The organism is Pelatocladus sp. BLCC-F211, from assembly GCF_041928655.1.
Lineage (GTDB): Bacteria > Cyanobacteriota > Cyanobacteriia > Cyanobacteriales > Nostocaceae > Pelatocladus.
Genome location: NZ_JBHFLM010000171.1, coordinates 1 through 11897, shown reverse-complemented (window position 1 = coordinate 11897; position 11897 = coordinate 1). Strand labels below are relative to the sequence as shown.

General features: G+C 41.6%; 12 protein-coding genes and 3 pseudogenes. 13 read left to right on the top strand and 2 right to left on the bottom strand.

From position 1 onward, the window contains the following. Positions 1 to 160 precede the first annotated feature (160 nt). Positions 161 to 577: pseudogene (locus ACE1AT_RS21290) on the bottom strand (transposase family protein); the annotation flags it as partial. A 60-nt stretch (positions 578 to 637) separates the two neighbouring features. Then, positions 638 to 1078, bottom strand: a complete 441-nt coding sequence (locus ACE1AT_RS21285; protein ID WP_374871939.1) for a transposase family protein — start codon at positions 1076 to 1078, stop codon at positions 638 to 640. Positions 1079 to 1372: 294 nt separating this feature from the next. Here ACE1AT_RS21285 and ACE1AT_RS21280 point away from each other — a divergent pair, with 294 nt between their 5' ends. The 13 genes and pseudogenes from ACE1AT_RS21280 (at position 1373) to ACE1AT_RS21220 (ending at position 11387) form a co-directional block, all read left to right on the top strand. After that, entirely contained in the window at positions 1373 to 2305 is a 933-nt protein-coding gene (locus tag ACE1AT_RS21280; RefSeq protein ID WP_374871937.1) for an RluA family pseudouridine synthase, read from the top strand. 15 nt (positions 2306 to 2320) lie between these two features. After that, a pseudogene (locus ACE1AT_RS21275) lies at positions 2321 to 2503 on the top strand (phycocyanin subunit beta); the annotation flags it as partial. Positions 2504 to 2712: 209 nt separating this feature from the next. Next, positions 2713 to 2838 (top strand): annotated as a pseudogene (locus ACE1AT_RS21270) (HEAT repeat domain-containing protein); the annotation flags it as partial. A gap of 751 nt (positions 2839 to 3589) precedes the next feature. Next, a complete protein-coding gene (locus ACE1AT_RS21265) occupies positions 3590 to 4108 on the top strand; it encodes a phycocyanin subunit beta (RefSeq protein WP_374871935.1) in 519 nt (172 codons plus the stop codon). 88 nt (positions 4109 to 4196) lie between these two features. Then, positions 4197 to 4688 carry a phycocyanin subunit alpha gene (cpcA, locus tag ACE1AT_RS21260; RefSeq protein WP_374871940.1) on the top strand — a complete coding sequence of 164 codons (492 nt, stop codon included), beginning with the start codon at positions 4197 to 4199 and terminating at the stop codon, positions 4686 to 4688. A 145-nt stretch (positions 4689 to 4833) separates the two neighbouring features. Beyond that, complete coding sequence (locus tag ACE1AT_RS21255) at positions 4834 to 5700, top strand: phycobilisome rod-core linker polypeptide (protein ID WP_374871933.1); 867 nt, start codon at positions 4834 to 4836, stop codon at positions 5698 to 5700. Between the two features lie 191 nt (positions 5701 to 5891). After that, positions 5892 to 6137: a phycobilisome linker polypeptide gene (locus tag ACE1AT_RS21250; protein ID WP_017310594.1), complete on the top strand. Its 246-nt coding sequence runs from the start codon at positions 5892 to 5894 to the stop codon at positions 6135 to 6137. Positions 6138 to 6147: 10 nt separating this feature from the next. Then, positions 6148 to 6978 (top strand): HEAT repeat domain-containing protein, encoded by an 831-nt coding sequence (locus ACE1AT_RS21245; RefSeq protein ID WP_374871930.1) that lies wholly within the window; start codon positions 6148 to 6150, stop codon positions 6976 to 6978. A gap of 117 nt (positions 6979 to 7095) precedes the next feature. Further along, positions 7096 to 7722: a HEAT repeat domain-containing protein gene (locus ACE1AT_RS21240; protein WP_374871928.1), complete on the top strand. Its 627-nt coding sequence runs from the start codon at positions 7096 to 7098 to the stop codon at positions 7720 to 7722. Positions 7723 to 7786: 64 nt separating this feature from the next. Then, complete coding sequence (locus ACE1AT_RS21235) at positions 7787 to 8626, top strand: phycobilisome rod-core linker polypeptide (protein WP_374871926.1); 840 nt, start codon at positions 7787 to 7789, stop codon at positions 8624 to 8626. Positions 8627 to 8815: 189 nt separating this feature from the next. Then, complete coding sequence (locus tag ACE1AT_RS21230) at positions 8816 to 9559, top strand: phycobilisome rod-core linker polypeptide (RefSeq protein ID WP_374871924.1); 744 nt, start codon at positions 8816 to 8818, stop codon at positions 9557 to 9559. Between the two features lie 223 nt (positions 9560 to 9782). Further along, positions 9783 to 10517, top strand: coding sequence for a phycobilisome rod-core linker polypeptide (locus ACE1AT_RS21225; RefSeq protein WP_374871922.1), 735 nt, complete (start codon positions 9783 to 9785; stop codon positions 10515 to 10517). Between the two features lie 108 nt (positions 10518 to 10625). Then, positions 10626 to 11387, top strand: a complete 762-nt coding sequence (locus ACE1AT_RS21220; protein WP_374871920.1) for a phycobilisome rod-core linker polypeptide — start codon at positions 10626 to 10628, stop codon at positions 11385 to 11387. Positions 11388 to 11897 lie beyond the last annotated feature (510 nt).

Genomic DNA, 11897 nt, shown 5'->3' with positions numbered 1-11897 from the left:
TAGACATCTCCAAAAACTGCCTAAGTATCTCTGTAACTAGCTTATAGGGTGCGATCGCCAGTTTCGTAATCAGGCTAGTTTATACGATAGAATAGGGATTTGAGATATTTGTTGTTAATAATCAGACAAAAAAACGTGGTTGTGTGCGTTCATTTTCACATCATGCGATCGCGTTTATTTCTGCTGGTAATATAAGTGCCCCAATTCGTAATCTTACTACTCCGCAAATTGTCAAAATTACTTGTTCATACTTTTTAGGATTTAACCGAAATCTTTCTTGGACAACTCGAAATATTTTTACAGAGCGAATTCGATGTTCAACAAAGATTCGCTTGGCTGAAAACTCTTTATTTTGTTCTTTTTGTTCGGCTGTTAATTCTCGATTTTTCGGTTTTTTAAGTGGAGTTTCAATCAAATCTTCTCCCTGATAAGCCTTATCTCCCTTAAATCTTTGTTTTGTGTCAAAGCGTGAGCGATATTCTCGGAACAAAGTTATGTCGCTTTTCGGACCAGGTTCACCTGCCACAATATCAACGATATCTCTACCATCTGGTAAGATGATCATTTGAGTTTTAAATGTATGATTACTCTTCTTACCAGAATAATATTTTTCTTGCTCATCGTTATCGCCAGGTCTTTAAGAGACTTGTTCATAGCTGTCAACAGTTAGTTCGTATTCCGTGAGTATTTCTTTGACAACTTCATAATCTAAATCGTTTTTTTTTACTTGTTCAAGTAAACTAGATGGTAACAATTCTCTTAGCATCGGCAACCAGTAATTAAATGTGTCATTCGCTGTTGATTCACTGACCCCAAACTGGATACCAAGAAGTTGAAATGTGGTCATATGCCTGAGATAAACCAAGGTTAAAATTATTTGTTCTTTTATGGATAATTTTGGTTTACGACCACCTCCACCGGAGATAATTCTAATTTTCTTCGATTCTAAGGTCGCTTGTTTTTCATAGTGTAATTGTTCGGCGTTTTGAATTAATTGTTGTAGTTCAGGGTATCCCAGACCAATTAATCGTTGGGTTTCTTGAGGATTCGCTTCGATGTGCTCCAATACGGAACTCATAATTCTGGTGTAAAAAGACTTATATTATATTCTTTTACCACAGAACATTACTATTTCGGAGATGTCTCTTCTATAGGAATCCGGTTTGATTTATGAACTTACTTGTGAAGATCGGCAACAAGGAACAGGGAACTCTTAACAGAAAGTGTACTGAGTTTTTTTAAACAATCAAATAGGAATCCTATATGTCTGATAACAATTGGTTAAAATAGTAACGTCAACCAATACAAAAAACATTCTACTATTCTCCAGAAAAGCTAAACTACAAAAACTGGAGATTAGACCAATACCACTGTGACCGAAATTAGTTTACAAGTAGAAGAACCGGGAGAACGCTTAGACCGTTATCTTACTGAGCAATTAACAGACCTATCTCGTTCCCGCATCCAACAGTTAATTGAACAGGGTCAGATTCAACTCAACAGCAAAGTCTGTACATCCAAAAAGATAACTGTGAGACTGGGCGATCGCATCACTGTCACTATTCCCCCAGCTGAACCACTCGAACTGACCGCAGAAGATATTCCCTTAGATATCCTTTATGAAGATGACCACATATTAATTCTCAACAAAACAGCAGGATTAGTTGTTCATCCTGCACCCGGTCATCCAGATGGGACTTTAGTCAACGCCATTTTAGCCCATTGTCCTAACCTACCGGGAATTGGTGGTGTGCAGCGTCCGGGAATTGTGCATCGACTAGATAAAGATACAACAGGGGCGATCGCTATTGCAAAAACCGAATTTGCTCATCAACATCTCCAAGCACAACTTAAAGCTAAAACCGCCCAACGAGAATATCTAGGTGTAATCTACGGTGTTCCAAAAACAGAAAGCGGTACAGTTGACTTACCCATCGGTCGTCATCCAGTAGACCGAAAAAAAATGGCTGTTGTCTCAACAGAAAAAGGTGGAAGACCTGCGGTTACTCATTGGCGAATACTAGAACGTTTGGGCAACTATACATTAATGCACTTCCAATTAGAAACCGGACGTACCCATCAAATTCGTGTCCACAGCGCCCATATGGGTCATCCCATTGTCGGCGACCCTGTTTATAGTTCTGGCCGTTCGGTGGGTGTGAATTTACCAGGTCAAGCACTCCACGCTTGGCGACTCAGATTACAGCATCCAGCCTCTGGAGAATGGATTGAAGCTACTGCACCTATTCCTCAAACGTTAACTACTCTGCTTGAAGTTTTAAGACGACGAGTTGTCATATTTTGATCATAAAAATTATAAATGAGAAATTTTTATCAAGCTCTTGGTACTCCCGGCGATGCTGTAGCTTCTGGAATTCAAAAAATGAAAGAAGCTGCTATCAATATTGCTAACGATTCTAATGGCATTACTAGAGGTGATTGCAGCCAATTAATATCTGAAGTTGCTAGCTATTTTGACCGCGCTGCTTCAGCCGTTGCTTAAAATTTTTGCTGTTTTCAGGCAATTGATGATTTATTAATTCAACTTTAAGATAGGGTTTTTTGAACAACAAAATCCTCGATTTCATCAATAAATCGGGGATTGATATCTAGTTAATTTTATAATATTAACAATCAACAATTTCTTTTATATCTGCAATTTTTAACAATCATGCATACACAGAAGTTTGTGAATACAGAAGAACTGATTTCGCAATTAAACCATTAGCACCTGCAAGCGTAGAACCACTGATTCTTGCTTTTCGTAGTTCTGCTGATCAGGGCGTGCAAGCGTATATTATTCAAGCTTTAGCATTAATTGGCGACTCCACAGGGTTTTCAACCTACGCTCTTATAAAGTAGTGCGATCGCGTGTTACAACAGCTACTGCAAAAAATCTGCCAGATTAACTACAAATGGTTTTTGGCAATGGGTAATGGGTAATTGAAATACTGATGATTTTCCCATGCCCAATACCCTAAGTTGGTGGGCTGTCCCTCCCACCTCAGCCATGGTTGGGTTATTCCCGCCAACTTTTGTGACAAATTTCTGCAATTAGAGGCAATTTTTATAATTTTTTTGTTAAAAATTCTTAACATATAGCTATGTCTATCAAATTCATCTAGAACTTGAATAGATTGTTATATCTAGAATTGAAGGAAACTTAAGAAAATATAAGCAAAGAAAAGTTGCGCCTGATCTTGCTATTTTGTAAAGTAATATTACGAAAAAATCAACTTCTTCTCAGTTAAAGCCCTTATATGTAAAGCTTTTGAGGCTTTTCTTATTGGTATATCTCATTTATTCATAATTTGTAACAAATAATGCCCCTGTAGCGTTGTATAAACATAAGCTGGAGGGGTTAAACGACAGGCAAAACTAAAAGACGGCACTCAATTCGTAAAGTTTGCCAGTTTCTCATAAAATCACCCCAGTTTCTCATTTTTCCGGTTTTGTTTCAGAACAGGGAAAATGAAAAGCAAAAGAGAAACACTCTTGTTTAATGTCTGTTATAGGCCAATCCAAATTGATAAAACAATTCCAGTTTTAATCAAGACAGCACTCAATTAAGGAATTAGGAGAATCTTCCATGTTAGACGCATTTGCCAAGGTGGTTTCTCAGGCTGACTCCAGAGGCGAATTCCTGAGCAACGAACAACTCGATGCTCTAGGCAATATGGTTAAAGACGGCAACAAGCGCCTGGATGTAGTAAACCGCATCACCAGCAATGCTTCCGATATCGTTACCGACGCTGCTCGTGCTTTGTTTGAAGAGCAACCCCAATTGATTGCTCCTGGTGGAAACGCTTACACCAACCGTCGTATGTCTGCTTGCTTGCGCGATATGGAAATCATTTTGCGCTATGTTACCTACGCGATCCTCGCTGGTGACGCTAGCGTTCTTGACGACCGTTGCTTGAATGGCTTGCGCGAAACCTACCAAGCTCTGGGTACTCCAGGTTCTTCCGTAGCAGTTGGTGTTCAAAAAATGAAAGAAGCTGCTGTCAACGTCGCTAACGACCCCAATGGAATCACCAAGGGTGATTGCAGTGCTTTGATTTCTGAAGTAGCTAGCTACTTTGATCGCGCTGCTGCTGCTGTTGCGTAATAAAACATAACAAAAAAGCCCAGAACCCAAAAGTTAGGTATCCCGGCAAAAAATTACGAAACGTTAAGGACGTTAAGGAGATTTTAAGATCATGAAAACACCCATTACCGAAGCAATTGCAGCTGCTGATACCCAAGGTCGCTTTCTAGGCAACACCGAACTCCAAGCTGTTCGTGGCCGTTTAGAACGCGCTTCTGCTAGCATGGAAGCTGCTCGTGCATTGACCAGCAATGCTCAACGCTTGATTGATGGCGCTACTCAAGCTGTATATCAAAAATTCCCCTACACCACCCAAACCAGTGGTCCTAACTATGCTGCTGATTCCCGTGGTAAGTCCAAGTGTGCTCGTGACGTTGGTCACTACCTGCGGATCATCACCTACTCCTTGGTTGCTGGTGGTACTGGCCCATTGGATGAATTTTTGATTGCTGGTTTGGCTGAAATCAACAGCGCTTTTGAATTGTCCCCCAGCTGGTACGTAGAAGCTCTCAAGCACATCAAATCTAATCATGGTTTGTCCGGTCAAGCTGCTAACGAAGCTAACACCTACATTGATTACGCAATCAACGCTCTGAGCTAGATAGCGTAATGCCCGGAGAGGGATGCAGCTGTGTGGAATCACCAAGCAGTTGAATCTCGCTCCGGGCATAGTTTTATCTGAGAATTGATAAAAAATATTTATCAGACACGCAAAAGTCCGCGTGTACATAAATAGGGGGAAAAAAATGCCGATTACAGCAGCAGCATCCAGGCTAGGAACAGAAGCTTTTAGCAGCACCAACGCGGCTAAAGTTGAGTTACGTCCTTATGCAAGCAGAGAAGATGTAGAAGCGGTGATTCGCGCCGTATACCGACAGCTTTTGGGTAATGACTACATCATGGCGTCGGAACGGCTTGTAAGCGCAGAATCACTCCTGCGGGATGGTAACTTGACAGTCCGAGAGTTTGTGCGTAGCGTTGCTAAGTCAGAACTCTACAAGAATAAATTTTTCTACAACAGCTTCCAAACCCGGTTTATCGAACTCAACTACAAGCATTTATTGGGTCGTGCGCCGTACGATGAGTCTGAGGTGATTTTCCACTTAGACTTGTACCAGAACCAAGGGTACGATACCGAAATTGACTCATATATTGATTCGGTTGAATACCTCAACAACTTTGGTGACAATATTGTCCCCTATTACCGTGGTTTTGAGATCCAAACCGGACAGAAAACAGTTGGCTTTACCCGAATGTTTCGCTTGTATCGGGGTTACGCTAATAGCGATCGCGCTCAGGTAGAAGGTACAAAAACTCGCCTAGCCCGTGAACTAGCAACCAATAGCGCTTCCTCAATTGTTGGACCATCTGGCACCAACTCTAGCTGGGGATTCCGTGCAACTGCGGATGTGACTCCCAGAAAGAACATGGGTAATGCAGTCGGAGAAGGCGATCGCTCTTATCGCATCGAAGTAACTGGACTTCGCAACCCTGGCTACCCTAGTGTGCGTCGTAGCAGCTACGCTGTCGTTGTACCCTACGAACGCCTTTTGGACAGAATGGAGCAAATAAAACGCCAAGGTGGCAAAATTGTCAGCATCACCCCAGCGTAATTAATCGTGGTCAGTTAGGAATGAGGGGTTATTAGTTAAGAATTATGAGTCATGAGTTATGAGTTATGAGTTAAAGAAAGTATAAAATTCCAAACTCCTAATTCTTAACTCCTAATTCTTAACTTCTGGCTCCGACTTTCTAACTCCTAAACAATTGCCCAAAAGCTAGTTTTATCAGGAGAGTCACAACAATGTTCGGTCAAACCACAGTTGGTGCTAATGGCATTTCTAGTGCAAACAGCCGGATGTTTCGTTATGAAGTCGTAGGCTTGCGACAAAACGAAGAAAACGACAGAAATAACTACGATATCCGCAATAGCGGTAGCGTATTCATGACAGTGCCATACAACCGCATGAATGAAGAAATGCAACGAATTACTCGTATGGGCGGCAGAATTATCAAAATCGAGCCTTTAAGCACAGCAGAAGCAAACTAACGCTTTGGCAATGATAGAACTAAGTGCAGAAACATATTCTGCCGAAAACGCTTCGCCCTTAACAAAAGAGCAAGCGATCGCTAACCTCAAATCTCCAGATTTAAGTCTCCGCTATTACGCCGCTTGGTGGCTAGGTAAGTTCCGTGTTCGTGATCCAGAAGTTGTAGATGCTCTGATTGTGGCCTTAGAGGATGAAGCCGACACAACAGAAATGGGAGGCTATCCTCTGCGCCGTAATGCTGCAAGAGCATTGGGAAAATTGGGTGATATTCGAGCCGTACCACATTTAATTCGGTGCTTAGAATGCTCTGATTTCTATGTGCGTGAAGCCGCAGCCCAATCCTTAGCAATGCTAGGAGATATAGCAGCAGCTCCAGCACTAATGCAATTGTTAAGCGGTGGTATTGCAGCTGCTGTTCAAGAACCGGGACGTCCTCATCTCACCCAACCATATGAAGCGGTTTTGGAAGCCTTGGGAGCTATTGGTGCAACTGAGGCTATTTCCTTAATTGAACCCTTCTTGGAACATCCAGTAGCGCGAGTACAGTGTGCAGCAGCAAGAGGAATGTATCAACTTACACAAGACACTTCCTATGGAGAGCGTCTGATTCAAGAGTTGGACAGTAACAATCTCCAAATGCGCCGCGTCGTCTTGGGAGATTTAGGTGCTATCGGGTATTTGCCCGCAGCAGATGCGATCGCCAACGCCAAGGTTGAAAATAGTTTTAAATTGATTGCCCTTAAAGGTCTGCTAGAACATCAACTTCAACAGGAGTTAGATGTTTCCTCTATTTCTGAGGATGCAATGCGGCTAATGAACTTAATGGATTCACTTTTATAGTCAATTGTCAATTGTCATTTGTTGTTTGTCATTTGTTGTTTGTTTTATGACTAGTAACTAATGACCAATGACTAATAACTAATGACTAATAACTAATGACCAATGACTAAATGACCAATGACTAACACCCAAAAATTGATTCGCGCTGTTACAGAAGCAGACTCGCCAGCGCGAATATTAGCAGCAGTACAAGAACTAGCAGCAGCCAAAGATGAAGCAGCAATTGAGACATTAATTGCTGTATTTGGTTATAACAACCCAGCCGCAGCAGTCGCCGCAATCGCTGGGTTAACAGAATTGGGAGATGTAGCGGTTCCACAGTTGTTAGCACAAATTGATGACTATAACTATGGTGCTAGAGCCTACTCAATTCGTACCTTAGCAGCGATCGCTGACCCTCGCGCCCTAGATATATTGCTGACATCTGCTGCTACTGACTTTGCTCCTAGCGTTCGTCGCGCCGCAGCTAAAGGATTGGGAAGCCTGCGCTTTCATAAATTGGATATCCCAGAACGTCAAGCAGCACAGGCTAAAGCATTGGAAACTCTATTGTTCATTTGCCAAGATGCAGATTGGTCAATTCGTTACGCCGCGATCGTCGGCTTACAAGCCTTGGCGAAAATACCTAAACTGCAACAGCCAATCCGAGAAACATTTGCGGAAATACTAGCTACCGACGCCGAAAATGCTATCCGCGCTAGGGTACAGTTAGCTCAGAAGCAAATGTTAGTTTTTAGTTGTTAGTTGTTAATCTTTCTCACTACCCACTACCCACTATCCACTACCCCTAAAAAAGGTAAAAGTAAAGATGGCGATACCATTACTTGAAGTTACTCCTACTACGCAAAATCAACGTGTCGAAGGCTACGAAGTACCTAACGAAGACACACCAGCAATTTACCGTTTGGCAGACGCCATTTCCGATACAGATGTTGATGCGATTATTTGGGCAGCTTATCGGCAAATTTTCAGTGAACACCTTATTTTAGAAAACTATCGCCAACCGTTCCTAGAATCACAGTTACGTAACCGAACAATCAACGTCCGAGATTTCATCCGGGGATTGGGTAAATCCAGTGTTTACCGTGATGAAGTTGCAGAAACTAACTCTAACTACCGTTTAGTAGATATTAGCTTCAAGCGATTTTTGGGACGCGCTACCTACGGTAAAGATGAGCAAATTTCTTGGTCAATTGTGATTGCGACCAAAGGACTACATGGTTTTATCGATGCTCTTGTAGATTCTGATGAATACCGTGAGAACTTTGGTGATGACATCGTACCCTTCCAGCGTCGCCGCTTCAAAGATCGACCCTTTAACTTGGTCAATCCCCGCTACAACGATTACTGGCGCGGTCGTTTGATTGAGCAATATTTTGGAGGTCGTTCTTTCTATCAAGTTGTGCGTACAGGAGAATCAGCACAACGAGGAATTCGTCAAGCAATTCCAGCTAATTTCCTGGCTATGGCTGCCAGTGTTACACCAGGTGGATCAGAATATCAACGTTCGAGCGATCGCGCCAGAAATATTGCCTCTAGTGTACAGATTCCCGATACCACCCGCGAATCTACCACCCCACCTCCAACCGTAAAACCCACACAAGTTGCTTTACCTTATCGTTATATTCCCGGTAACAAAACAACTTAATAGTCATTGGTCATTGGTCGTAGAGACGCAATTATACTCTTACCTTGAAGCCGCTCTTACCCTGGTCTACGCGTCTGTACAATTGTCATTAGTCATTGGTCATCAAACAAAGTACAAACAACAAATGACAAATAACAAATGACAAATAACAAATGACAAAAGACAAATAACAAAGGACAGATATTAACAATGTCAATACCTCTACTCGAATACAAGCCCAGTTCTCAAAACCAGCGTGTTCCTGGTTACGAAGTACCAAACGAAGATACTCCGAGAATTTATCGCTTAGAAGATTCCCCCACTGAAAGTGAAATCAAAGAATTAATTTGGGCTGGTTACAGACAAATATTCAGTGAACACGAAAACCTTAAATTTTATCGCCAAAAACATTTAGAGTCGCAGTTGAAGAACCGGACAATTAATGTGCGCGACTTCATCCGTGGTTTAGCAAAATCAGAGGCGTTTCGTCGCTTAGTTGTAGAGACAAATTCTAACTACCGCATCGTAGAAATCAGCCTCAAACGAATTTTAGGTCGCGCCTCTTACAATAAAGACGAAGAAATCGCTTGGTCAATTGTAATTGCGACAAAAGGTTTTAGTGGTTTTGTTGATGCTTTGCTAGACTCGCAAGAGTATCAAACCAACTTTGGTGATAATACTATTCCTTCCCAACGTCGTCGTTATAAAGACAGACCATTTAATTTGGTAACACCTCGTTACGGCAATTATTGGCGTGATAAACAAGAAACTGAACGCTATAAATGGGGTGATATTAATAACTTCTTGGATATGGCGAAGTCTATTGATATCAAAACAGTTTCTTACACACCAGTTAGCACTGCTAATATTACAATTCCAGATACCACACGGAAGGAAAAACCGCAAGGTATTCCTGTTTCTATCAATTCTAGTGCAAGTTTTCCTCTGCGTTAAGCTAAAGTTAAAGTAGTTAGTAGTTAGTAGTTAGTAGATAGTGGTTAACAACCAACAACTAACAAATAACAACAAACAACTAACAATAAAAGAGTGGGTCTGCTAAATCCAAAATTAGTTAACACAGTTTAGAAGGTTTCAAAGTTTGCTTACTGGGAAAGTTGATCAGAAGTAAATTTAAGAACCTTCTAAAATGCCAAGTTATGTAAAAGGTGGATAAAGTATGGCACTACCTCTACATGAATACAAACCCACTACTCAAAATCAAAGGGTTCGTAGTTTTGGAACGGCAGATTTAAATGACGATACTCCTTATCTCTATCGTCTTGAAAATGCGAACTCTAGTAGTGAGATTGAAGCACTAATTTGGGCAGCATACCGCCAAGTCTTTAACGAACAGGAAATTCTTCAATTTAATCGTCAGATTGCTCTGGAAACGCAATTGAAAAACCGTTCAATTACGGTGCGCGATTTTATTCGTGGTTTGGCAAAATCTGAGCGATTTTATCAGTTAATAGTTGCAGCTAACAACAACTATCGGCTGGTTGAAATGTGCTTAAAACGTTTGTTGGGTCGTAGTCCCTACAATCGAGAAGAAGAAATTGCTTGGTCTATTCAAATCGCTACTCGCGGTTGGGGAGGATTTGTAGACGCGTTGATTGATAGTCAAGAGTATGAACAAGCCTTTGGTGACAATACCGTACCCTATCAACGTAAACGAATGTCTACAGATAGACCATTCAGTTTCACCCCGCGTTATGGTGCAGATTATCGCGACAACAAGGGCATAGTTCAGACCAGTTGGGTACATCATACCGAATGGTACGGATTTTTGAATCCATCGCCCTATCCTCAAAAAGCGGACTGGAGAGCAATATCAGCTGTCATAGTTGGATTATCCGGAGCGATCGCTTTGTTGGTTGTACTAAATTGGTTTGTAAATACTTCTGTCTTATAAACCAAATGCGGGAAAATTAAATGAAAGAGGGTTGTGCTAAACAAGCCTCCTTCAGTTTTCAAGAGCTAACTCTGTTTAATTTGTTGATAATAAAGGGGAAAATCGCAAATGGCACTGCCATTACTTGAATACAAACCCAGCAGTCAAAATCATCGCGTTAAAAGCTTTGGAGTTGCTGACCAAAATGAAGATACTCCATACGTGTATCGCCTAGAAGATGTTAGTTCTTTCACTGACATGGAAAACATCATTTGGGCTGCTTATCGTCAAGTATTTAGCGAACATGAGATTCTCAAGTTCAACCGCCAAAAGCACATCGAATCTCAGCTGAAAAATGGCTCACTGACGGTACGCGACTTCATTCGTGGTTTGGCAAAATCTGAGGCATTTTACCGCTTGGTTGTCTCGGTTAACAACAACTACCGTCTGGTGGACATCACCCTCAAGCGCTTGTTGGGTCGTTGTGCTTATAACAAACAAGAAGAAATTGCTTGGTCAATTGTCATTGGAACCAAAGGTTTTAGTGGCTTCGTTGATGCTATTGTTGACAGCAATGAGTACACCGAAGCTTTTGGCGATAACACCATACCCTACCAACGCAAGCGCTTTGTAGATCGTCCTCACAACTTGGTAACTCCTCGCTATGGCGAAGATTTCCAAGAAAGTGCTGGTACTGTTGCTACCGATTGGCGCTTTACCTTGGATAAATTCTACAGCCGCAAATTCCAAGAACGGCGACTGGCTGAAGGTGATCCACGTAAATTCACTGACATTGCAACTTCAATCAACGCTAAGGGTAACTACGCTCAAAACATTCGTGCGGCTGACCTTGATTACATGAACTTAGTGCCAAATCGTAGTAGACGCTAAAATCCCTATTGCGATCGCTTAAAGTAAACACATCAATTTGATACTGGGTCTTGTTTCCCTGTTAATGTAGTGCCAAACTGACAGTTTTTTGTTAGTTAAGCATTGCTTAAGATGGAAATAAGACCCAGTGATTTTGGGATGCTCCCTCATCCATCTGTCATCTCTCCATTGATAAGTTAGAGTTATGAAATATATTTACTATTGTTTTGTCAACTGATATTGACTATTTGTAACAAAATACTTTACATTTATATACATAAGTTAATTTTTATTAATTCTCTTATCTCCTCTCGACATTTGGATTCCTCATGGTTACGTCACCTCGGTGTTTCGCATCGGGGTTTTTTGTTTTAGTGTCATTTGTCATTGGTTATTCTCCCTTGTCTCCCTTGTCTCCCTTGTCTCCCTTGTCTCCCTTGTCTCCCTTGTCTCCCTTGTCTCCCTTGTCTCCCTTGTCTCCCTTGTCTCCCTTGTCTCCCTTGTCTCCCTTGTCTCCCTTGTCTCCCTTGT

Coding starts and splice junctions, on each gene's coding strand:
- ACE1AT_RS21285 (WP_374871939.1), bottom strand. CDS start 1,078: ATGAGTTCCGTATTGGAGCACATCGAAGCGAATCCTCAAGAAACCCAA.
- ACE1AT_RS21265 (WP_374871935.1), top strand. CDS start 3,590: ATGTTAGACGCATTTGCCAAGGTGGTTTCTCAGGCTGACTCCAGAGGC.
- ACE1AT_RS21255 (WP_374871933.1), top strand. CDS start 4,834: ATGCCGATTACAGCAGCAGCATCCAGGCTAGGAACAGAAGCTTTTAGC.
- ACE1AT_RS21250 (WP_017310594.1), top strand. CDS start 5,892: ATGTTCGGTCAAACCACAGTTGGTGCTAATGGCATTTCTAGTGCAAAC.
- ACE1AT_RS21245 (WP_374871930.1), top strand. CDS start 6,148: ATGATAGAACTAAGTGCAGAAACATATTCTGCCGAAAACGCTTCGCCC.
- ACE1AT_RS21240 (WP_374871928.1), top strand. CDS start 7,096: ATGACTAACACCCAAAAATTGATTCGCGCTGTTACAGAAGCAGACTCG.
- ACE1AT_RS21235 (WP_374871926.1), top strand. CDS start 7,787: ATGGCGATACCATTACTTGAAGTTACTCCTACTACGCAAAATCAACGT.
- ACE1AT_RS21230 (WP_374871924.1), top strand. CDS start 8,816: ATGTCAATACCTCTACTCGAATACAAGCCCAGTTCTCAAAACCAGCGT.
- ACE1AT_RS21225 (WP_374871922.1), top strand. CDS start 9,783: ATGGCACTACCTCTACATGAATACAAACCCACTACTCAAAATCAAAGG.
- ACE1AT_RS21220 (WP_374871920.1), top strand. CDS start 10,626: ATGGCACTGCCATTACTTGAATACAAACCCAGCAGTCAAAATCATCGC.